15 protein-coding genes are annotated in these 20,275 nt (G+C 71.5%); 9 read left to right on the forward strand and 6 right to left on the reverse strand.

Going from position 1 to position 20,275, the window contains the following annotated elements; genetic code table 11:
• Positions 1-32: 32 nt before the first annotated feature.
• Positions 33-1,433, reverse strand: coding sequence for an alpha/beta hydrolase family protein (locus ACMATS_RS32900; protein ID WP_414169963.1), 1,401 nt, complete (start codon positions 1,431-1,433; stop codon positions 33-35).
• A 202-nt stretch (positions 1,434-1,635) separates the two neighbouring features.
• Here ACMATS_RS32900 and ACMATS_RS32905 point away from each other — a divergent pair, with 202 nt between their 5' ends.
• On the forward strand, positions 1,636-3,108 hold the full coding sequence (locus tag ACMATS_RS32905; RefSeq protein ID WP_414169964.1) for an amino acid permease: 1,473 nt from the start codon (positions 1,636-1,638) through the stop codon (positions 3,106-3,108).
• Between the two features lie 19 nt (positions 3,109-3,127).
• Here ACMATS_RS32905 and ACMATS_RS32910 read toward each other — a convergent pair whose 3' ends face one another.
• Complete coding sequence (locus ACMATS_RS32910; protein ID WP_390775734.1) at positions 3,128-3,676, reverse strand: DoxX family protein; 549 nt, start codon at positions 3,674-3,676, stop codon at positions 3,128-3,130.
• 207 nt (positions 3,677-3,883) lie between these two features.
• Between ACMATS_RS32910 and ACMATS_RS32915 the strand changes: the two genes are divergently transcribed.
• Both ACMATS_RS32915 and ACMATS_RS32920 read left to right on the forward strand, forming a co-directional pair.
• Complete coding sequence (locus ACMATS_RS32915; RefSeq protein WP_414169965.1) at positions 3,884-4,648, forward strand: phosphatase PAP2 family protein; 765 nt, start codon at positions 3,884-3,886, stop codon at positions 4,646-4,648.
• Between the two features lie 132 nt (positions 4,649-4,780).
• On the forward strand, positions 4,781-5,917 hold the full coding sequence (locus tag ACMATS_RS32920; protein ID WP_414169966.1) for an acyl-CoA dehydrogenase family protein: 1,137 nt from the start codon (positions 4,781-4,783) through the stop codon (positions 5,915-5,917).
• A 19-nt stretch (positions 5,918-5,936) separates the two neighbouring features.
• Here the strand turns inward: ACMATS_RS32920 and ACMATS_RS32925 are convergent, their stop codons facing one another.
• On the reverse strand, positions 5,937-6,578 hold the full coding sequence (locus tag ACMATS_RS32925; RefSeq protein ID WP_390775731.1) for a MerR family transcriptional regulator: 642 nt from the start codon (positions 6,576-6,578) through the stop codon (positions 5,937-5,939).
• Between the two features lie 130 nt (positions 6,579-6,708).
• Here ACMATS_RS32925 and ACMATS_RS32930 point away from each other — a divergent pair, with 130 nt between their 5' ends.
• Together ACMATS_RS32930 and ACMATS_RS32935 are read left to right on the forward strand one after the other, a co-directional pair.
• The gene (locus ACMATS_RS32930; protein ID WP_391153262.1) at positions 6,709-8,022 is read left to right on the forward strand and encodes a YhgE/Pip domain-containing protein; all 1,314 of its coding nucleotides are present in this window, start codon (positions 6,709-6,711) and stop codon (positions 8,020-8,022) included.
• A gap of 121 nt (positions 8,023-8,143) precedes the next feature.
• On the forward strand, positions 8,144-8,635 hold the full coding sequence (locus ACMATS_RS32935) for a hypothetical protein (RefSeq protein ID WP_390775729.1): 492 nt from the start codon (positions 8,144-8,146) through the stop codon (positions 8,633-8,635).
• 54 nt (positions 8,636-8,689) lie between these two features.
• On the opposite strand, the gene ACMATS_RS32940 is transcribed toward ACMATS_RS32935, so the two are convergent.
• Positions 8,690-9,361: a hypothetical protein gene (locus ACMATS_RS32940; protein WP_414169967.1), complete on the reverse strand. Its 672-nt coding sequence runs from the start codon at positions 9,359-9,361 to the stop codon at positions 8,690-8,692.
• 298 nt (positions 9,362-9,659) lie between these two features.
• Between ACMATS_RS32940 and ACMATS_RS32945 the strand changes: the two genes are divergently transcribed.
• The 3 genes from ACMATS_RS32945 (at position 9,660) to ACMATS_RS32955 (ending at position 14,905) form a co-directional block, all read left to right on the forward strand.
• Entirely contained in the window at positions 9,660-11,921 is a 2,262-nt protein-coding gene (locus ACMATS_RS32945) for a tetratricopeptide repeat protein (RefSeq protein WP_414170839.1), read from the forward strand.
• A gap of 284 nt (positions 11,922-12,205) precedes the next feature.
• The gene (locus ACMATS_RS32950) at positions 12,206-13,309 is read left to right on the forward strand and encodes an NAD(P)H-dependent flavin oxidoreductase (protein ID WP_414169968.1); all 1,104 of its coding nucleotides are present in this window, start codon (positions 12,206-12,208) and stop codon (positions 13,307-13,309) included.
• 45 nt (positions 13,310-13,354) lie between these two features.
• Positions 13,355-14,905 (forward strand): acyl-CoA synthetase, encoded by a 1,551-nt coding sequence (locus ACMATS_RS32955; RefSeq protein WP_414169969.1) that lies wholly within the window; start codon positions 13,355-13,357, stop codon positions 14,903-14,905.
• Between the two features lie 73 nt (positions 14,906-14,978).
• Here ACMATS_RS32955 and ACMATS_RS32960 read toward each other — a convergent pair whose 3' ends face one another.
• Positions 14,979-17,381, reverse strand: a complete 2,403-nt coding sequence (locus ACMATS_RS32960; protein WP_414169970.1) for a penicillin acylase family protein — start codon at positions 17,379-17,381, stop codon at positions 14,979-14,981.
• 142 nt (positions 17,382-17,523) lie between these two features.
• Between ACMATS_RS32960 and ACMATS_RS32965 the strand changes: the two genes are divergently transcribed.
• Positions 17,524-19,044, forward strand: coding sequence for a fatty acyl-CoA synthetase (locus tag ACMATS_RS32965; protein ID WP_414169971.1), 1,521 nt, complete (start codon positions 17,524-17,526; stop codon positions 19,042-19,044).
• Here the strand turns inward: ACMATS_RS32965 and paaK are convergent.
• A complete protein-coding gene (gene paaK, locus ACMATS_RS32970) occupies positions 18,998-20,263 on the reverse strand; it encodes a phenylacetate--CoA ligase PaaK (RefSeq protein ID WP_414169972.1) in 1,266 nt (421 codons plus the stop codon). The two genes, ACMATS_RS32965 and paaK, sit on opposite strands and share 47 nt — an antisense overlap.
• Positions 20,264-20,275: the final 12 nt, after the last annotated feature.

Raw genomic sequence — 20,275 nt, forward strand, 5'->3', positions numbered from 1 at the left:
CCGGCCACCGCGCCGTTCCATGCCGGCTTCGACTACGGCGTCATCAGCCCCCAGAACAGTGCCCACGGGAAGAACAGCGCGCTCGTGAGACCCAGTACCCCGAGTCGGGCATGGGTCCGGCCCGGGACCGAAGCCCTGGCTCGCCACCAGCCCACCACTGTTGCCACTGCCGCCACTGCCGCCCCGGCTGTGAGGAATTGCAGGACGAGCCAGCACACCGGACGGTTGCCGAGCATCGGGCCCGTGGTCAGCGTCATCGTCACGAAGCCGAAGTAGCCCAGGAAGCCCAGCAACGTGGCCAGTTCTGCCGCGGCCAGCCATCGCGGCGCCCGGCCCGCCCCGGGAGCGCAGGGGCGGCTGCGCAGGCGGCGTACCAGTTCCGTCAGCAGATAGGCAGCGAACGAGACGGCCATGAGGACGAATGCTGCGGCCTGTGCTGCGGATGCCTCGTACGTGGGGAGCGGGGCCAGATCATGGCTTCGCCTCGCCTGGTGAGGCAGGGCATCGTCGGTCCGGTGGCCGTGTCCCGCGACCCAGGACGCCATGGTGTCGACGTAGCCGGGCGTCAGGTGCTCGCCCCGCTGGAAACCGTCGGAAGAGGTGTGCAGTTTGTGATCGGCGTGCGGGAAGAAACGGATGGTCACGTCGGTGTTGCCGCCGTCCCTCAGTGCCTTCCCGATGGCGACGGCGCTCTCCGCCGGGGGCGACTTGTGGTCGTCACCCCACAGGGCGAGGACCGGCTGGTGCACGCGCCGCAGTGCCGGCAGCGGGTCGTGGTCCGCCTCGGAAAGCAGACCGGCGTCCGTGAGGAACCGTGTGCCGGTGACGGGTACCGTCCGCAGCAGCGATCCGGCGACGCCTTCGTGCCGCAGCGTGTTCCCGAGGGCCCACGCCGATTCCCGGGCCGGGGACACCCCGGATGCTCCGACCAGGACCACGTACGAGACCTGTGCCGAGCGCGAGGCCGCGAGCGGAACGACCCAGCCGCCCTCGCTGAACCCCCAGAGGCCGACCTTGCCGGGATCCACATCGGCACGCCCGTTCAACAACCGGACACCCGCCAGGGCGTCGTCGGCGAGTCGGTCATAGGACCGCTGCGTCAGTGAGTATCCCGCGGTCCGTTTGTCGTAGCTGAGGACCACGAACCCGGACCGGGCCATGGCCTGTGCCTCGGCCCGGTACTTCGCCCGTGTCTCCGGACCCGAACCGTGCACCAGCACGATCCCGGGCCGCCGTTGTCCTGCCGTCCCGGCGGGTGCCGTGACCGTGCCGTGCAGTGTCACGTCCCCGCTGCGGAACTCCACGCTCTGTTCGATGCTCGGCTCGATGTCCTGCCCCGCCCGGGCGGGGCCCGCCACGGCCGCCGCCCCGCTCGCCGTCGTCGCCACGGCCGCCAGCGCCGCGATCAGACACATGGCCCACCAGGTCCGCATGCCGCCCCCTGATCATCCTCAACCCCTCGCCGGTCACTCCTCGTCGACCTTGCTGCACAGCGCAGCGACAGCCAATCCGGCAGACCCCCCAGCCGTGAGGGGGACAGCACCACCCACCACCTGACGAAAACCGGCCGATACCCCGATCGGTAAATCCACCAGCGCCCCGCCCCCGATTGCGGGTACACCTTTCCCTGACTGGATGTCATGTCCACTCATTGACGAGAGAGGTGCTCAGCACGTGAAATCGCACACCACGGGGGAACCCGCCGACCGCAAGCAGGCGCCGGACGGGCCACGCGCCGACGCGGCCGGTTCCGGCGGTTACCAACGGGCACTGGGTGCCCGGCAGATGCAGATGATCGCCATCGGCGGCACCATCGGCACCGGCCTCTTCCTCGGCGCGGGCACCGCGATATCCAAGGCCGGGCCGAGCCTCATCCTCTGGTACGCCGTGGCCGGCGCCGTCCTCTTCCTCGTCATGCGGGCGCTCGGCGAACTGCTCACCCACCGCCCGGTGTCCGGCAGCTTCGCCGACCACGCGCGGGAATTCCTCGGGCCGTTCTGGGGGTACGCCACCGCCTGGACGTACTGGATCATGTGGGTCACCACGGGGATGGCCGAGATCACCGCGGCGGGGGAGTACGTCAAGTACTGGTACCCCGGCTTCGATCAGTGGAAGACCGCGCTGATCTCGCTGGTGGTGCTCGCCTGCGCCAACCTGATCTCCGTGAAGATCTTCGGCGAGCTGGAGTTCTGGTTCGCCCTCATCAAGGTCACCGCCATCATCGGCATGATCCTCATCGGCCTCGGCGTCCTCCTCATCGGCTTCGGCGACGCCGGGCACACGGCCTCCGTCAGCCATCTCTGGGCCGACGGCGGCATCGCCCCGCGCGGCGTGCGCAACTCCCTGATGACGCTGCAGATCGTGCTCTTCGCCTACCTCGGCGTCGAACTCGTCGGCGTCACCGCGGGCGAGACCAAGGACCCGGAGAAGAACATCCCGCGCGCCATCAACAGCCTCCCGCTGCGGTTCGGCCTCTTCTACCTCGGCGCCCTGCTGGTCATCCTGTCCGTGGTGAGCTGGCAGGAGTTCCAGCCGGGGACGAGCCCGTTCGTCGCCGCATTCCAGAAGATCGGGATCCCGGCCGCGGCCGGGATCGTCAACTTCGTGCTGCTCACGGCGGCCCTGTCCTCGTGCAACGCGGGCGGCCTGTACGCCACGGCGCGCATGCTGCGCACCGTGGGGCTCAACGGGGACGGGCCCAAGGCCCTGGCCGGGCTCAGCGGGAGAGGTGTGCCCGCCGTGGGCGTGGTCCTGTCGGCGGTGGTCATGGCGATCGGCGTGTGGGTCAACGCCGTCGACCCGGACCACGCCTTCGCCTACATCACCGCGGTGTCCACCGGCGGGGCCATCACGGTCTGGAGCGTCATCCTCGTGACGCACCTGCGCTACCGGCAGGCGGTACGGGCGGGCCTGGCGGCCCCGTCCTCGTACCGGATGCCGGGGGCTCCGTACACCAACTGGCTCGCCCTGGCGGCCTTCGCCTTCATCACCGTGCTCATCGCCTGGGACTCCGGCACGCGGGTGGCCCTCTACGTCATCGCCGTGTGGTTCGTGCTGCTGGGGGTGGGGTACCCGTTCGTGCGCCGCGGGGCGCGGGCGCAGTCGTAGCCGCAGCCGATCTACCGCGTCAGCTCCGCAGCAGCAGGAAGACGCCCGCGAGCACTCCGCCGAGGACGATCGCGGCCGCTCCCCGCCAGAGGCGGTGCCGGCGCAGTACGGGCAGGAAGTGGTCGACCGCAGCGCGGCCGGGGCCGGCGAGGGCGAGGCAGACGGCCGCCGTGGCCAGCAGGATCTCGTACTCGACGCCCTCGGGCGCGAAGAAGCCGTCGTCCTTGACGACCAAGGCGTTGATCATGATGCCGAAGAGCCCGGCGGCGGCCAGCGGGGTGAGCAGCCCCAGCGCGACCCCGAGGCCCCCCAGGGTCTCCGTGAGCCCCGCCACCACGGCCATCGCCTTGCCCGCCGGGTAACCGATCTTGGTGAACTCGTGTCCGGTGAGGACGAGACCCGGGCCGTCGAACCAGCCGAACAGCTTCTGGGTGCCGTGAGCGGCCATGGTCAGCCCGGCCACGAGGCGCAGCAGCAGAAGCCCCACGTCGCAGCCGAGCGGGTCCGTGCCGCCGGACGAGGGCGGGCCGGAGAGCGGGGCGCCGAGCGGGTTGGAGGAGAAGGCCATGACCGGGATCCTTTTCTTGCCGTGCGATGCACCGGGATGTGCTCTCCGTGTCATCGGCGCACTGAGGGGCGTCCCCGAGGGGCACTGGGCCACGCGTGTACTTTTGCACTGCCTCCGTACCGGTGACCGGCACGGTGCGCATCCCCTCACCCGACAACCGTGCTGCCGCCCCGGTACCGCGATACCGAGACAAGGACGCCTACCCCCATGCCTTACGTGCGCCACTGGTTGCGCAACTCCATCCTGCTGTTCGTGGCCGCGATCGTGCTCGGGCTGGTCGCCGCGCACACCAACGTCATCCAGCCCCACGACCTGAGCCTGGACCGCACGATCCAGACGAACGCCAGGACCGGGTGGCTGAACCACGTGATGATGGGCGTCAGCTACTGCGCGTCGCCGGTGGCCGGCGTGATCATCCTGGTGGTCTGGTCGGGGTGGCTGCTGGTGATCCGGCGCCGGCCCGTGCGGGCGGTGGCGACCTTCCTCGTCGTCGCGATCGGGTGGAACAGCACGCAGGTCGCCAAGGCGATCGTCGCCCGGGAGCGGCCGCCGCGGCAGTTCTCGCTCGACCCGGAGATCGGCTCCAACAGCTTCCCCAGCGGCCACACGGCCTTCACGGTGGCGGCCGCCGTCGCCGCGTACTTCCTCTTCCGCGAGTCCCGGCACCGCCGCAAGGTCGCCGTCATCGGCGTCTTCGCGGTGCTGCTCGTCGCCTTCTCCCGCATGTACATCGGCGCCCACTACCCGACCGACACCCTCGGCTCGGTGCTGGTGGCCGGTTCCGCGATCTTCTTCGTGACGGGCGTGTGGAACGTCTGGCTGCTGCCGCGGCTGGACCGGTTGCCGTTGCTCGCCGGCTTTGGGCTGGCTCGCGAGATGGAGGAGTTGGAGGAGCCCCGGGGTGGCCGCCGTTCTGTGCCCGCTCCCGCCCGGGCCTCGGGTGGGCGGCATCGTAGGCACGCGGGGCGTTAGCCGTTTCGTCGTCGGCTGCTAGCCGGCTGTGGTTGCTCGCGCAGTTCCCCGCGCCCCTTATGGGGCGCGGGGCTTCCTGTTTTTTGCAACGCGTTCTACCGTATGCGCCGGCAACGGGACCTTGGAGGAGCCGTGGATCTCCAGTACACCCCCGGACAGCAGGCGTTGCGGGCCGAACTGCGCGCGTACTTCGCGGCACTGGAGCCCGAGGGCTACCGCCGCACCATCCGCCGGCTCGGTGCGGACGGGCGGCTCGGGGTGGGCTGGCCCAAGGAGTACGGGGGCAGCGGGACGACCCCCATGGAGCAGTTCATCTTCTTCGACGAGGCCGCACAGGCGGGCGTGCCCCTGCCGCTCATGGCCCTCAACACCGTGGGCCCCACGCTGATGCAGTTCGGCACGGACGCGCAGAAGGCGTACTTCCTCCCCCGGATCCTCTCCGGCGAGATCGACTTCGCCATCGGCTACAGCGAGCCCGGAGCCGGTACCGACCTCGCCGCGCTGAAGACGCGGGCCGTGCGCGACGGCGACCACTACGTCGTCAACGGACAGAAGATCTGGACCACCAACGGCGACACCGCCGACTGGGTCTGGCTCGCCGTGCGCACCGACCCGGACGCCCCGCCCCACAAGGGCATCTCCATGCTCCTGGTGCCCACCACCGACCCCGGCTACTCCTGCACCCTCATTCACACCCTGGCCTCGCACAACACCACGGCCAGCTACTACGACAACGTCCGCGTCCCCGTCGACCACCTCGTCGGCAAGGAGAACGAGGGCTGGCGGCTGATCACCACCCAGCTCAACCACGAGCGCGTCACCCTCGCCGCCCACGGCAGCTCCGCCATCAGGATCCTGCGCGACGTACGGGACTGGGCCGCCGCCACCGAACTGGCCGACGGCCGCAGGGTGATCGACCTCGGCTGGGTCCGCAGCCGGCTGGCCCGTACGCACGTCCGGCTGGAGGCGATGAAGCTGCTCAACTGGCGCATGGTGGACGCCCTGCAGCGCTCCGCGCTCACCCCGCAGGACGCCTCCGCCGTCAAGGTGTACGGCTCCGAGGCGCGCCGGGACGCGTGTGCCTGGCTGATGGAGGTCCTGGGTGCGGCGGGGCCGCTGAAGGAGGGCTCGGCCGGGGCCGTGCTCCACGGCGAGTTGGAACGCGCCTACCGCAGCGCCGTCATCTTCACCTTCGGCGGCGGCAACAACGAGATCCAGCGGGAGATCATCTCCTGGCTCGGGCTGGGGATGCCGCGAGTGCGGCGGTGATGCAGGTCGTGCGGTCCCGTCACGCGGAGCGGCGGCGGACCTGGTCCTCCTGGGCGAGCCGGCGCAGCAGTTCGAGCAGCGGGCCGGAGAGGGCCAGGACGATGACCGCCTGTTCGGCCAGGGTCGGGGAGTTCTCGAAGGCGGCCGCGCGCTCCATGTCCAAGCGCGCGACGGAGTGCGCCAGTTCGGCGTAGTGGACGAGCCGCTCCGGCCGGTAGTCCGCGTCGAGCCGTCTGAGCTCCCGCAGGGCCGTCGTCAGCCCTTGTACGTGCGGTGAGTCGTCGGGGACCTGCCAGCCCATGGCCGCGATCAGGCCCGCCACGTCCGCAGCCGCGGCCGCCTCGGCCTCCGCCTCCTCGTCGGCGTCCCCTGCCGGGGCCTGGGCGACGGGCACCGGCAGGGCGTAGCTGATCGCCTTGAGGGTCCCGTCGGCGCTCTCGGACTGGTCGACCGCTGTCAGCACGTCGCGGGCGGCGGCGATGGACAGTCCGCCGAGCGTGGTCAGTGCCTTGATCAGCCGCAGGCGCTGCACGTGCTCGTCCCCGTACTCGGCCAGCGTGGCGGCCGTCGCCCTGCCCGCGGGCAGCAGGCCCTCCCGCCGGAAGTACTTGATGCTGGCGACCGGGACGCCGGTTCTGCGGCTGAGCTCCGAGATCTTCATGCAGCTTCCTTGCTGGTGGTGCGGCCGGGCGCCCACGGTCGCGGATGGACACCCCAGGTAGATACTGCCACTATCGAGTACTGGATACTTTAGGTATCCAGCTACTCCCTGCCATCGAGTCGGAGCATCCATGCCTTCCCCCCAGCCCCCTTCCGTACTCCGCAGTCCGCGGTTGTGGATCGGTTCGGGCCTCATCCTCGCGGTGGTCGCCGCCCTGTTCTCCCTGCTCTACGTGGGCGGCAACGTCAACCCCAAGGGCCACCTGCGTGACCTGCCCGTCGCGCTGGTCAACAGCGACAAGGGCGCCACCGTGCAGGGCAAGCCCCTCAACGCCGGTGAGCAGGTCGTCTCAGGGATCAAGAAGTCCGCCGAGGGCAACAACAGCTTCGACTGGCAGGTCCTCGACCGCGAGGAGACCGACAGGAAGCTGGGCCAGGGCAAGCTCTTCGGCGCGATCGTCGTGCCCGAGAACTTCACCGCCTCGCTGGCCGGCCTGAGCAGCCCGCAGCAGACCAAGCCCGTCCGGCCGACGATCACCGTGCTCACCAACCAGTCGGCCGGCAGCTTCGGTTCCTCCATGGCCGGCACGGCGACGCAGAAGGCCGCCCACGCCGCCTCCGCCCAGCTCGGCCAGCAGCTCCTCAAGCAGGCGAACGCCCAGGGCGCCAAGCTCACCCCGGCCTCCCAGCTGCTGCTCGCCGACCCCGTGACCGTGCAGGTCGCAGACGGCCACCCGCTCGGCACCCACAGCGCCATGGGCCTCAGCGCCTTCTACTACGCGCTGGTCCTGGTCGTCTGCGGCATGCTCGGCGCCAACGCGCTCGTTTCGCAGGTCGACACCGCGCTCGGCTACGTGCACACCGACTTCGGCCCCTTCCGCCAGCGCATGCCGCTGCGGCACACGAGCCGGGTGCGCACCCTGGCCATCGACTCCGTGCTCATGCTCGGCCTCTCCGTGGTCATGGGCTCCCTGGTCGAGCTCGCCACGGTCGGCATCCTCGGCATGGACGCCTCCCACCTCGGCCTGCTCTGGGTCTACTCCGTGGCCACCGTCGCCGCCGTCGGCATCGGCGCCCTGGCCCTGCTCCGGGCCTTCGGCACCCCCGGCATGCTGTTCTCGACGATCATCTTCGTCGCCATGGCCGTCCCGTCCTCGGGCTCGACCGTGCCGCTCCAGGCGCTGCCCGGGTTCTTCCGCGTGCTCTCGGAGTTCGAGCCGCTGCGGCAGATCACCGGCGGCCTGCGCTCGATCCTCTACTACGGCGCCCAGGCCGACGCCGGCCTGACCCGCGCCTGGGCCTCCATGGGCATCGCCCTGGCCGCCGCCCTGCTCTTCGGCTTCGGCATGACCTACTTCTACGACCGCAAGGGCCTGCACCGGGTCCCGCGCCCCGCCGACGAGTCCGCGGACGCGGAGCCGGAGCCGGCGCCCGCAGCAGTCTGAGAGTGACAACCACCGCCGGCGGCCGCCGGCGGGCATAACAGTGAGGACGCCGGGGCACCAATCCCCGGCGTCCTCACTGCAGTTGCGTGCTGCAGTCGCACGGTCGACAGGAAGCCGCACCATGACGATCTACCAGCACATCCCCCACCCGCACATCGCCTCGCGCCACGCCGTCGGCCCGGTGAAGGTCGCCGACCAGCACGCCACGGGCAGCCCCGTCACCCGGTTCAACACCAAGGTCGCCATCCTCGTCACGCGGGCCGTGGGCAGCATGTGGTGCGCCTACGCGTTCGCGCTGTTCGACCTGATCAGCCTGCCCGACGCGATCCACGGCGGGGCGTCGGCGATCGTCTCCTGGGTGGCCCAGACCTTCCTGCAGCTGGTGCTGCTGTCGGTCATCATGGTCGGCCAGAACGTCCAGGCCGACGCCTCCGACAAGCGGTCGGAGGCGACGTTCCACGACGCCAGTGCGACGCTGCACGAGGTGGCCCATGTGCAGAGTCATCTTGCCGCGCAGGACGTGCTGTTGACGCGGATCGCGGAGAAGATCGGGCTGGAGCCGGTGCCGGTCATTGACATGCCGGGCGAGGAGGCGGAGGGCTCGGAGGGCTGAGGCCTTCTGTCCGTGCGGGTCCGCTGTGGCTGGTCGCGCAGTTCCCCGCGCCCCTTACGGGGCGCTGCGCTTGAACGTCTTGCGGCCGTTCGCCGTGCACGACGTCTTCTCCGACTCCGTCATCTTGCGGCTCTTGACGACCACGGCGTTGCTCACGCCCTCCGTGCCGTTGGGCGCCGGGCCCGTGACGGTGTCGGGCACGTACCAGTAGTAGTGGCCCCACTTCGGGCTGTCGTAGTGCGTCTGCCAGGTGCCCGAGACGGTCTGCATCACCTGGGCGCGGGAGATCCAGCCGACCTCGCCCGGCTGCACCGTCATGTTCAGGGAGCTGGTCTCCGAGTGGGAACTCGACCAGGTGTGGCTGTAGTTCGCGGTCACGCTGAGGTTGATGATGTCCGCGATCTTGCCGCCCGCGGTGACGGACACGCCCACGGAGTCGGTGGAGCCCACGGTGTCGGACCAGGTCATCGACTGGGTCGCGGGCGAGGTGCTGCAGTTGTAGAGCGAGTCGGAGACCTGGCGGAAGTCGCCCAGGTAGGCCTTGCCGAGCACCGGGTCGTTGAAGCTGCACTTGCCGAGGCCGGAGGCGCAGTCGGCTATGAGCTCCTTGCGGGTCGGGCTGCTGTCGGCCGCTGCGGGCAGGGCCATCGCCGTCACCATGCCGAGGGCCGTGGCGCCCAGGGCCAGCGCGCGGGTGCCGCGGCGCAGCGTTCTGTTGTTCACCATGTCTGTTCCTCTCGCTCCGTGCGTGGGGGGAGGGGCGGCAATACAGGCTGACGCCATCGGCTGATGCCAATGGGCCTGAAATTGCTGCCTGTTGCGGAAGAGACTGGTGTAAAAGCTCGCTCAAATATACCAAGAGTAAGTAAAGTTGTAGTTGATCGTTCAGCGATATCGCTATGGGCGGCTCCGGGGGCGCACGAAGTGCCGCGCGCGCCGTCGGCCTACAAGCTGCGCAGACCGGACGCCATACTGTGAAGGGGCCGGGGGCGGGATGGCGAATCGACGGGGGCGGCGGCAGGGGATGGCGGAGACCAGGCTGATCCAAGGCCGGTACCAGCTGCTCGAACTGATCGGCCGGGGCGGGATGGGCGAGGTCTGGCGTGCCCGCGACGAGTCGCTCGGGCGGCACGTGGCCGTCAAGTGCCTGAAGCCGATGGGCCCCCAGCACGAGCAGTCCTATCTGCGCGTGCTGCGCGAGCGCTTCCGCCGCGAGGCCCGGGTCGCCGCCTCCCTGCAGCACCGCGGCATCACCGTCGTGCACGACTTCGGCGAGTGCGACGGCGTGCTGTACCTGGTCATGGAGCTCCTCGACGGCCGCAACCTCAGCCAGCTGCTGGAGGACAACAAGCACCACCCCCTGCCCGTGCCCGACGTCGTCGACGTCGCCGAACAGGTCGGCGCCGCCCTCGCGTACACCCACCGGCAGGGCATCGTCCACCGCGACCTCAAACCCGCCAACATCGTGCGGCTCGCCGACGGCACGGTGAAGATCTGCGACTTCGGCATCGCCCGGCTCGCCCACGACATCGGCTTCAGCACCCGCCTCACCGGCACCGGCATCGCCATGGGCACCCCCCACTACATGTCGCCGGAGCAGATCGGCGCCGGCAACGTGGACCACCGCAGCGACCTGTACTCGCTGGGCTGCGTGCTGTACGAGCTCGCCACCGGCGCCCCGCCCTTCGACATGGACGACGCCTGGGCCGTGCTCGTCGGCCACCGGGACACCCCGCCGCAGCCGCCGCGCGAACTGCGGCCCGAACTCCCCGAGCCCTTCGAGCGCGTCGTCCTCGACCTGCTCGCCAAGGACCCCGCCGACCGGCCGGCGGACGCCGCGGACTTCCTGCGCCGCGTCCTGGCCGGCCACCCCGACCGTCCGTACCGGGACGGCACGTCCGGACACCTGACGCTCCCCGGCGCGACCCCCCGGGCCGGCCTGCGGGACCGCACCCGGCAGAACGAGCCGCCCCGGCTGCCCGGCTGGGCGCGGAACATGACCACCGGCTCCAAGGCCGCGGGCACCGGCGCCCTCCAGCCGCCGCCCCCCGACCCCGCCGACCAGCTCACCGGCGCGTGGACCCGGGCGTGGACCACCCAGGGCGGCACCGCCGGCACCGAGCGCCCGCCGCCCGCGCGTCTCACCGAACTCGCCGGGCGGCACAGCGAGGGACTGCGCTTCGCCCGCCTCGGCCGTTGGTCCGAAGCCGGCGAGGTGCACCGCGGCGTCGTCGCCGAACGCGAGCGCGCCCTCGGCTCCGACCACCCCGACACCCTGGCCAGCCGGTACGAACTCGCCTTCGCCCTCAGCCGGCTGGGCCGGGCCGACGAGGCCATGCGCGAGTTCGCCCGCACCGCCGCCGGCCGCGAACGGGTGCTCGGCCCCGACCACCCCGACACCCTGGCCGCACGCCAGGAGACCGCGTACGTGCTCGGCCAGCTCGGCCGGCACTTCGAGGCCCACCAGGTCTATGCCTCCGTACTCGCCGCCCGCGAGCGCACCATGGGCCCCGACGACCCGGACACCCTGCGCTGCCGCCACAACCTCGCCTTCAACCTCAGCCGCCTCGGGCGCCTGGAGGACTCGTACCGCATGGCGCACGAAGTGGCCGAGGCACGCGCCCGGGTGCTCGGCCCCGACCACCCCGACACCCTCGTCACCCGCTACGAGGTGGGCTACGCGCTCGGCCAGCTGAACCGCTGGAGCGAGGCCCTGCGCACCTACCGCGAAGTGGCCGAGGCGCGCGCCCGGGTGCTCGGACCGCTGGAGCCGGACACCCTCGCGGCGCGTTACGAGGCCGGCATCTGCCTCGGCCGGCTCGGCCGCAGCGCGGAGGCGCTGGAGCTCTACCGCGGCCTCGTCGAGGACCGCACCCGCGCCCAGGGCCCCGCGCACCCCGACACCCTGCGGGCCCGGCACGGCCTCGGCGTCAACCTCGGCCGCCTGGGCCGCTGGGAGGAGGCCCTGGCCGAGGCGCGGGACGTCTGCGCCATCCGCACCAGGGTGCTCGGCGCCGACCACCCCGACACGCTCGTCAGCCGGCGCGAGGTGGCCGTCGGGCTGGGGTGGCTCGGCCGGTGGACGGATGCGCTCGCCGTCTACCGGGAGGTGGCGCAGGCGCGGCAGCGGGTGCTGGGTGCCGACCACCCTGACGCCCTCGCCAGTCGTAATGACGAGGCGCACTGTCTGGAGCAACTCGGGCGGTCCGCCGAGGCGGTTGAGCTCTACCGGCAGGTTGCGGCGTTGCGGCAGACGCGTGCTACGCGGGGGAGCCGGCAGGCCTAGCGCCCCGTAAGGGGCGCGGGGCTGTTTCTCCCCCAGCTACCTCCCCCAGCTACCGCTGGGGGTGCCCCCAGGAGGTACCCCAGCGGCTCCGCCGCGTGGGCGCGAGCAACCACGACGCGCCCGCAGTCGACGTTCCCGGGGCTTCGCCCCGGACCCCTGGGGTGGTGCGTCGTCTGCAGGCCGGTGGGGGCTTGTCGCGCAGTTCCCCGCGCCCCTTCGGGGCGCGCCTGACGGGACGTGCACCGCTCTTCCCCTTGCGCCTCCCATGCGTCATCCTGCCGCCCATGCGGACCGCCCTGAGTGAGCAACTCGGTATCGAGCACGCCCTCTTCGGGTTCACCCCGTTCCCCGCCGTGGCCGCCGCCATCAGCCGGGCCGGCGGGCTCGGGATGCTCGGGGCCGTGCGCTACAGCGACCCCGAACAGCTCGCCCGGGACCTCGACTGGATGCACGAGCACACCGACGGCAGGCCGTACGGGCTCGACGTCGTCATGCCCGCCCGGCAGGTCCGGGGCGTGACCGAGGCCGACATCGAGGCCATGATCCCCGCTGCGCACCGCCGGTTCGTCGAGGAGACCCTGGCCCGCCACGGCGTCCCCCCGCTGCCCGCCGGCGAGCGCTCCGGGTGGCGCATCACCGGCTGGCTGGAGGACGTCGCCCGCGCCCAGCTCGACATCGCCTTCGACCACCCCCTCGCCCTCCTCGCCAACGCCCTCGGCCCGCCGCCCCCCGACGTCATCGCCCGCGCCCACGACCACGGCATCCGGGTCGCCGCGCTCGCCGGCAGCGCCCGGCACGCGCTGCGCCACGCGGACGCCGGCGTCGACATCGTCGTCGCCCAGGGGTACGAAGCCGGCGGCCACACCGGGGAGATCGCCACCATGGTGCTCACGCCCGAGGTCGTCCGCGCCGTCGACCCGCTGCCCGTGCTCGCCGCCGGAGGCATCGGCAGCGGCGAACAGATCGCCGCCGGGCTCGCGCTCGGCGCCCAGGGCGTCTGGCTCGGCTCCGTGTGGCTCACCACCGAGGAGGCCGGGCTGGGATCCGGCGCCCTGACCGGCAAGCTCCTGGCGGCCGGTTCGGGCGACACGGTGCGCTCGCGGTGCCTCACCGGCAAGCCCGCACGGCAGTTGCGCACGGCGTGGACCGACGTCTGGGAGGACCCGGCAGGTCCCGGCACGCTGCCGATGCCGCTGCAGGGGCTGCTGGTCGCCGAGGCCCTCACCCGCATCCAGCAGGACGAGACCGTGCCCCTGCTGGGCACGCCGGTCGGGCAGATCGTCGGCCGGATGGACTCCGTACGCGGAGTGCAGGACGTGGTCGACGAGTTGACGGCCGGCTTCGAGCGCGCGGTACGCCGGCTCGACCGCATCGCCGGACACGCCTGAGCCGGACACGCCTGAGCCGGACACGCCTGAGGAGGACGACGCGCCATGACCGCAACTCCCAACGGCTTCTGGGCCCAGGCAACCGCCGACCCCGCCCGCACCGTCCTCATCGCACCGGACGGCAAAGGATGGAGCGCCGGCCGGCTGCACGCCGCCGCCAACCGGCTCGTCCACGGGCTGCGCGCCGCCGGGCTCCGCGAGGGCGACGCCTTCGCCACCGTGCTGCCCAACGGCGCCGACTTCCTCACCGCCCATCTCGCCGCCACCCAGGCCGGGTTCTACCTCGTGCCCGTCAACCACCACCTGGTCGCTCCCGAGATCGCCTGGATCCTGGCCGACTCCGGTGCGAAGGTCCTCCTCGCCCACGAACGCTGGTCCGCCGCGGCGGTGGCCGCCGCGGACGAGGCCGGCCTGCCCGCCTCCGCGTGCTACGCGGTCGGGGACGTCGCCGGCTTCAGCCCGTACACCGCACTCCTCGACGGACAGCCGGACACCCCGCCCGAAGGGCGCACGCTCGGCTGGGTCATGAACTACACCTCCGGCACCACCGGCCGCCCGCGCGGCATCCGCCGCCCCCTGCCCGGCAGACCGCCCGAGGAGGCCCATCTGGGCGGATTCCTCGGCATCTTCGGCATCCGGCCCTTCGACGGCAACGTCCACCTGGTGTGCTCACCGCTCTACCACACGGCCGTCCTGCAGTTCGCCGCCGCGTCCCTGCACATCGGACACCGGCTGGTCGTGATGGACAAGTGGGCGCCCGAGGAGATGCTCCGCCTGATCGAGACCCATCGGTGCACCCACACCCACATGGTGCCCACCCAGTTCCAGCGGCTGCTGGCCCTGCCGCACGACGTCCGGGGCGCGTACGACGTCTCGTCGATGCGCCACGCGATCCACGGCGCCGCCCCCTGCCCCGAGCACGTCAAACGGGCGATGATCGGCTGGTGGGGCGGCTGCGTCGAGGAGTACTACGCCGCCAGCGAGGGCGGTGGCGCCTTCGCCACCGCCGCGGACTGGCTGAAGAAGCCCGGCACGGTCGGCAGGGCCTGGCCCATCAGCGAGATCGCCGTTCTCGGCGACGACGGCGCACCGCTTCCCCCTGGCGAACTCGGCACGGTCTACCTGAAGATGACCACCGGAGGCTTCGCCTACCACAAGGACCGGGACAAGACCGAGGAGAACCGCGTCGGCGACTTCTTCACCGTCGGCGACCTCGGCCACCTCGACGCGGACGGCTACCTCTTCCTGCGCGACCGCAAGGCCGACGTGATCATCTCGGGCGGCGTCAACATCTATCCCGCCGAGATCGAGTCCGTCCTGCTCACCCACCCCGCCGTAGCCGACGCCGCGGTCTTCGGCATCCCGCACGACGAGTGGGGCGAGGAGGTCAAGGCCGTTGTCGAACCGGCCGAGGACCACCGCCCGGACGAGCGGCTCGCCGCCGCGATCCTCGCGCACTGCACGGACCGCCTGGCCGGCTACAAGCGCCCCAAGTCCCTCGACTTCGTCGTGGAGATGCCGCGCGACCCCAACGGCAAGCTCTACAAGAGGCGCTTGCGCGACCCCTACTGGGAGGGCCGCGCAAGCGCGATCTGAGGGGCGCGGGGAACTGCGCGACCAGCTACAGCCGACCCGCACCCGAAGAACTACGCCTACCGGCGCGGAGCGCTCACCGTTCGCTCACCCGCACCACCTTCAGCTGCGGCGAGGCGAGAATGTCCTTCTCGCAGAACCGGCTCTGCACCATGCGCCCGGCCGAGAACAGCTCGGTCTGGTCGCTGTAGTGGGGCGACGTGGGGTCGGACGACTGTGAGTAGGTCAGCAGCGTACGGGCCACCGGGCAGGCGCTGCCGTCCCAGCCGACCGCCTGGATGTAGCTGGAGCCGAAGTTCACGTTCCCGTAGCCGCCCTGGGCCGCGTTCCAAGGAGAGGCGACGATGTTCCAGGCGCCCACTTGCTCGCCGCCGCCGCCGATCGGGATGTGCTTGCCGTTGCGCACGACGAACTGGTTCTCGCCCAGCGGTGCGTCGAGCGGGATGCCCGCCGTGCGCAGCTCGGTGACGGTGTCGGCCAGCGCGCGGCCCACGGCCGCGTCGGCGGTGTTCAGGGTGTTGGGCGTGGCCACGGGGTCGGAGGCCGAGAACGGCACCTTCCACACGGTGGCCTTCGGGTCGTTCGTCAGCTTCCGCCAGAAGCGGTCGAAGAGCAGCGCGCCCTTGCTGCCGGTCTTCACCGTCCGGTCCCAGCCGGCCAGTATCCCGCAGGCGGCCGAGACGTCGACGGCCTTGCCGTCGCTGCCGGTTGCGGTGCCGCCAGGCAGGGCGGAGCAGGCCTTCGCCGCGTCGGCGGCGGCCCGGTCGCCCGAGGGTGCACGATCCGCGAACTGCTGCTTCTGCAGGTCGTCCACGGTCAGCCCGCCGCGCTTCGCCATGGCGGACACGTCCTCGATCGCGCCACGGGTGCGCGCCGAGCGCTCGGTGCCGGTGTCCCCGAAGATCCGCGGGTAGCCGGTGAGCGGCCGGTCCGCGTTCGTCAGCCAGGGGCTGTCGTTGGAGTTCTCGGCGTACGGGGCGTCGACCAGCGTCGGCATCGCCGACGGGCCGAAGGTCCCGGGCTGTACGGCGTCCGGGTCCGTGCCGGGCACGCAGTCGCTGCGCGAGCCGTCCAGGACGGCGAGGCCCTCCGCCGGGTAGTACTGCTTGCCGAGGTCGGTGGAGCAGCGCCCGGCGAGTTCGTCGGTGATGCGCGGCAGCAGCTGCGACTGGGTGTAGAGGGTGTGCCCGGCGGAGTCCGCGGCGACGGTGTTGACCCACGGCAGGCCCTGCGTGCGGCGCAGCGCCGCCTGGACGTCCCGGACGCTGCGGGACCTGCTCAGTCCCAGCGAGGCGTCGGTGAAGCGCAGTTGGGCGGCGTTCGGGTCGGAGAGGGCGAAGGCCGTGCCGGAGTTCCACGGCAGCCGGAGCTCACCCCCGGTGATCACGGGCCCGTAGCGGGTCCACCACTGGCTGCGGGTGACCTGGGAGACCTTGCCGTCCTTGCCGCGCACGGGCACGGTGACCTTGCGGTCGGTCATGCGCTCGGGCCTGCCGTCCACGAGGTAGGAGTGCAGGTCGCCAGGGGCGATCTTGAGCTGGTACAGGTTCATGGGCACACCGGTGGCGACCGTGTGGCTCCAGGCGATGCGGTTGTTGTGGCCGACCTCGACCATCGGCGTGCCGAGCAGCGAGCCGCCCTCGACGTTCAGTTCACCGGGGATGGTCAGCTGCGACTGCCAGAAGCGGCGGCCGCCCGCCCACGGGTAGTGCGGATTTCCGAGCAGCAGGCCGCGGCCGTTGGCGGTCGTGGAGCCCGCGAAGGCGACCGCGTTGGACCCCATGTCGGCGGTCCTCCGGTCGAACAGCTTGCGGACGGCGGCCGCGGGGGCGGGCTTCGCGTCGGTCGGCCCGGTGGTCCGGGTGATGTCCTCCACCCAGGTGCTCTGGCCGCCCAGCATGGTGAGCGCGTAGCCGCGCATGGCCACGTCGACGGGGGCGACCGGCGTCAGCCAGTCCGCGCCGCGGCACGCGGGATCCTTGATGTCGTCGCGGTGCTGGCGCAGCCAGGCGTTGTATCCGGCGGCCCAGCCCCGCATCAGCTCCTTCGACTGCCGGGTGGGCCCGGCCGGGGCAGGCTGGTCGAGGAGCTTCTCCACGGTCTTCGCGTTCCGGATGCCGCGGAAGAACAGGTCGCTGGAGAAGTTGGTCCTGGCGTTGGAGAGCGAGCGGTCGGTCGTACCGTCGGGGCCGAAGTGGCGCGAGCGGTCGCCGTGCAGCGTGACGAACCCGTCGGCGAGGGTGCAGACCTGGTCGGTGGCCTGGGCCCAGCCCTGGCCGAAGCCGAGGCTCGCGTAGTCCTTGGCGACGATGTGCGGAATGCCGTACTCGGTGTAGCGGATGACGGCCGACATGCGGTCGCCCGACGGCCGGTCCGCCCGGTCCTGCGAGGCGGCCGACGCGGGCAGCGTGGTGGCACCGGTCAGCAGGGCGAGAGCTCCGACCGCGAACACTCTTAAATGGTGACGACGTTGCAACATGACCTCCTAAGGGGTCACAAGACGACAACGGTCGTCTTGTATAACGCCAGTTACGGTCAAGTGGGTTCCCTGGGCGGACCGTTGGCGATGTCACCGGCCAGCCCCCTTGACGCGCGTCGACCGGTGTCCCAAGATCCGGCCCATGTCCGGAGTCGGAGTACGCGAGAGCACCGTGGACGGCATCATCCGGCGCACCGCCCGGCGCGTACCGGGCAGAACGGCGGTGCGCTACGGCGAACGCGCCTGGACCTACCGCGAATTGGACGAGGCGGTGACAGCGGCGGCGGCCGTCCTCCTGGAGCACGGCCTGCAGCCGGGCGACCGCGTCGCCGCCTACGGCCACAACTCCGACGCCTACCTGATCGGCTTCCTCGCCTGCGCCCGCGCCGGGCTGGTGCACGTGCCCGTCAACCACCAGCTCACGGGCGGTGAACTGCGGTACGTCCTGGAGCAGTCGGGCAGCACGTTCGTCCTCGCCGACCCGCAGCTCGAACCCCGGCTCCCGGACACGCCGCGGTCGCTGCCCCTGCGCGACGCGCCCGGCTCGCTGCTCGACCGGCTCGACGGCGCCACCGCCCGCCCGCTGTACGAGCTGAACGGGAACCGCCCCGAACTCGTCCAGCTCCTCTACACCTCGGGCACCACCGCCCTGCCCAAGGGCGCGATGATGACCCACCGCGCCTTCGTGCACGAGTACGTCAGCGTCATCACCGCAATGGACTTCAGGGAGACGGACCGTCCCGTCCACGCCCTGCCGCTCTACCACTCGGCCCAGATGCACGTCTTCCTGCTGCCCTACCTGGCGGTGGGCGCGGAGAACACCATCATCGACGGGCCGGATCCCGAACGGATCATGGCGTTGGTCGAGGAGGGACGGGCCGACAGCTTCTTCGCCCCGCCGACCGTCTGGATCGCCCTCGCCCACCACCCGGACTTCGCCACCCGCGACCTCTCCGCCCTGCGCAAGGCCTACTACGGGGCCTCGATCATGCCCGTCCCGGTGCTGGAGAAGCTGCGCGCCCGGCTGCCCGGCCTCGCCTTCTACAACTGCTTCGGGCAGAGCGAGATCGGCCCGCTGGCCACCGTCCTCGGCCCGGACGAGCACGAGGGACGGATGGACTCGTGCGGACGGCCCGTGCTGTTCGTGGAGGCGAAGGTGGTGGACGAGACGGGCAAGGAGGTCCCCGACGGCACGCCCGGCGAGGCCGTCTACCGCTCGCCACAGCTGTGCGAGGGCTACTGGGACAAACCGCAGGAGACCGAAGAGGCCTTCCGCGACGGCTGGTTCCGCTCCGGCGACCTCGTCGTCCGGGACGAGGAGGGCTACTTCACGGTCGTCGACCGCGTGAAGGACGTCATCAACTCCGGCGGGGTGCTCATCGCCTCGCGCCAGGTCGAGGACGTGTTGTACGGGCACCCCGACGTCGTCGAGGCCGCGGTGATCGGCCTGCCGGACGAGCGCTGGATCGAGGCGGTCACGGCCGTCGTGGTGACGCGGGGAGCCGTGCGCGAGGACGAGCTGATCGCTTATGTGCAGGAACGAACGGCCCGCTTCAAGGCTCCGAAGCGGGTCCTGTTCGTGGACGCACTGCCGCGGAACGCCAGCGGGAAGATCCTCAAGCGGGAGCTGAGGGAGCGCTTCGCAGGTCCACGATCCTCCTGAGCTTGCCCACGGACCGCTCCAGGGTCTCGGGGTCGACGATGTCGACGGATACGGTCACCCCGATGCCGTCCTTGACGTGACGGGCGATCTCTGCGACCGCCGCGGTGCGCTGGTCGGGCGTCGCGTCGGAACGGGCCTCGGCGCGCACGGTCATCCGGTCCATCCGGCCCTCGCGCGTGAGGCGCAGCTGGAAGTGGGGCGAGACGCCGGGCGTGCGCAGGACGATCTCCTCGATCTGGGAGGGGAAGAGGTTCACGCCCCGCAGGATGATCAGGTCGTCGCTGCGGCCGGTGAGCCGCTCCATGCGGCGGAACTCCGGATGCGCGGTGCCCGGCAGCAGCCGGGTGAGGTCGCGGGTGCGGTAGCGGACGACGGGCATGGCCTCCTTGGTGAGCGAGGTGAACACCAGCTCGCCGTGGGCGCCTTCGGGCAGCGGCTCGCCCGTGACGGGGTCGACGATCTCCGGGTAGAAGTGGTCCTCCCAGATGTGCAGCCCGTCCTTGGTCCGCACGCTCTCCTGGGCCACCCCGGGCCCCATCACCTCCGACAGCCCGTAGATGTCGACGGCGTCGAGGGCGAACCGCTCCTCGATCTCCCGCCGCATCTCCTCGGTCCACGGCTCGGCGCCGAAGATGCCGACTTCGAGCGACGTGGTGCGGGGGTCGACGCCCTGGCGCTCGAACTCGTCGAGAAGGGTGAGCATGTAGGAGGGCGTCACCATGATGATCCGGGGCCGGAGGTCCTGGATCAGCCGCACCTGGCGCGAGGTCATCCCGCCGGAGGCGGGGATGACGGTGCAGCCGAGGCGCTCGGCGCCGTAGTGGGCGCCGAGGCCGCCGGTGAACAGGCCGTATCCGTAGGCCACATGCACCGTGTCACCGGGCCGCCCGCCCGCCGCGCGGATGGAGCGGGCGACCACGTCGGCCCAGGTGTCGAGGTCGCGCTCGGTGTACCCGACGACGGTGGGGGCACCGGTCGTGCCGCTGGAGGCGTGGATGCGGCGGATGTCCTTCCCGGGCACGGCGAACATGCCGCAGGGGTACTGGGCGCGCAGGTCGTCCTTGGTGGTGAAGGGGAAGCGGGGCAGGTCGGCGGGGGAACGGCAGTCCTCCGGGCGGACGCCGGCGGCGTCGAAGGCGTGGCGGTAGAAGGGGACGTGCTCGTAGGCGCGGCGGAGCGTGGCACGGAGGCGCTCCTGCTGGAGGGTACGGAGATCCATGGCGCGCTCGCC

The sequence above is a fragment of the Streptoverticillium reticulum genome, assembly GCF_047456005.1.
GTDB classification, from domain to species: domain Bacteria; phylum Actinomycetota; class Actinomycetes; order Streptomycetales; family Streptomycetaceae; genus Streptomyces; species Streptomyces reticulum.

Excerpts from the sequence above, each read along its gene's own strand:
- ACMATS_RS32900 (WP_414169963.1), bottom strand. The coding sequence starts at position 1,433 with ATGCGGACCTGGTGGGCCATGTGTCTGATCGCGGCGCTGGCGGCCGTG.
- ACMATS_RS32905 (WP_414169964.1), top strand. The coding sequence starts at position 1,636 with ATGTCATGTCCACTCATTGACGAGAGAGGTGCTCAGCACGTGAAATCG.
- ACMATS_RS32910 (WP_390775734.1), bottom strand. The coding sequence starts at position 3,676 with ATGGCCTTCTCCTCCAACCCGCTCGGCGCCCCGCTCTCCGGCCCGCCC.
- ACMATS_RS32915 (WP_414169965.1), top strand. The coding sequence starts at position 3,884 with ATGCCTTACGTGCGCCACTGGTTGCGCAACTCCATCCTGCTGTTCGTG.
- ACMATS_RS32925 (WP_390775731.1), bottom strand. The coding sequence starts at position 6,578 with ATGAAGATCTCGGAGCTCAGCCGCAGAACCGGCGTCCCGGTCGCCAGC.
- ACMATS_RS32930 (WP_391153262.1), top strand. The coding sequence starts at position 6,709 with ATGCCTTCCCCCCAGCCCCCTTCCGTACTCCGCAGTCCGCGGTTGTGG.
- ACMATS_RS32935 (WP_390775729.1), top strand. The coding sequence starts at position 8,144 with ATGACGATCTACCAGCACATCCCCCACCCGCACATCGCCTCGCGCCAC.
- ACMATS_RS32940 (WP_414169967.1), bottom strand. The coding sequence starts at position 9,361 with ATGGTGAACAACAGAACGCTGCGCCGCGGCACCCGCGCGCTGGCCCTG.
- ACMATS_RS32945 (WP_414170839.1), top strand. The coding sequence starts at position 9,660 with ATGGCGGAGACCAGGCTGATCCAAGGCCGGTACCAGCTGCTCGAACTG.
- ACMATS_RS32950 (WP_414169968.1), top strand. The coding sequence starts at position 12,206 with ATGCGGACCGCCCTGAGTGAGCAACTCGGTATCGAGCACGCCCTCTTC.
- ACMATS_RS32955 (WP_414169969.1), top strand. The coding sequence starts at position 13,355 with ATGACCGCAACTCCCAACGGCTTCTGGGCCCAGGCAACCGCCGACCCC.
- ACMATS_RS32960 (WP_414169970.1), bottom strand. The coding sequence starts at position 17,381 with ATGTTGCAACGTCGTCACCATTTAAGAGTGTTCGCGGTCGGAGCTCTC.
- ACMATS_RS32965 (WP_414169971.1), top strand. The coding sequence starts at position 17,524 with ATGTCCGGAGTCGGAGTACGCGAGAGCACCGTGGACGGCATCATCCGG.
- paaK (WP_414169972.1), bottom strand. The coding sequence starts at position 20,263 with ATGGATCTCCGTACCCTCCAGCAGGAGCGCCTCCGTGCCACGCTCCGC.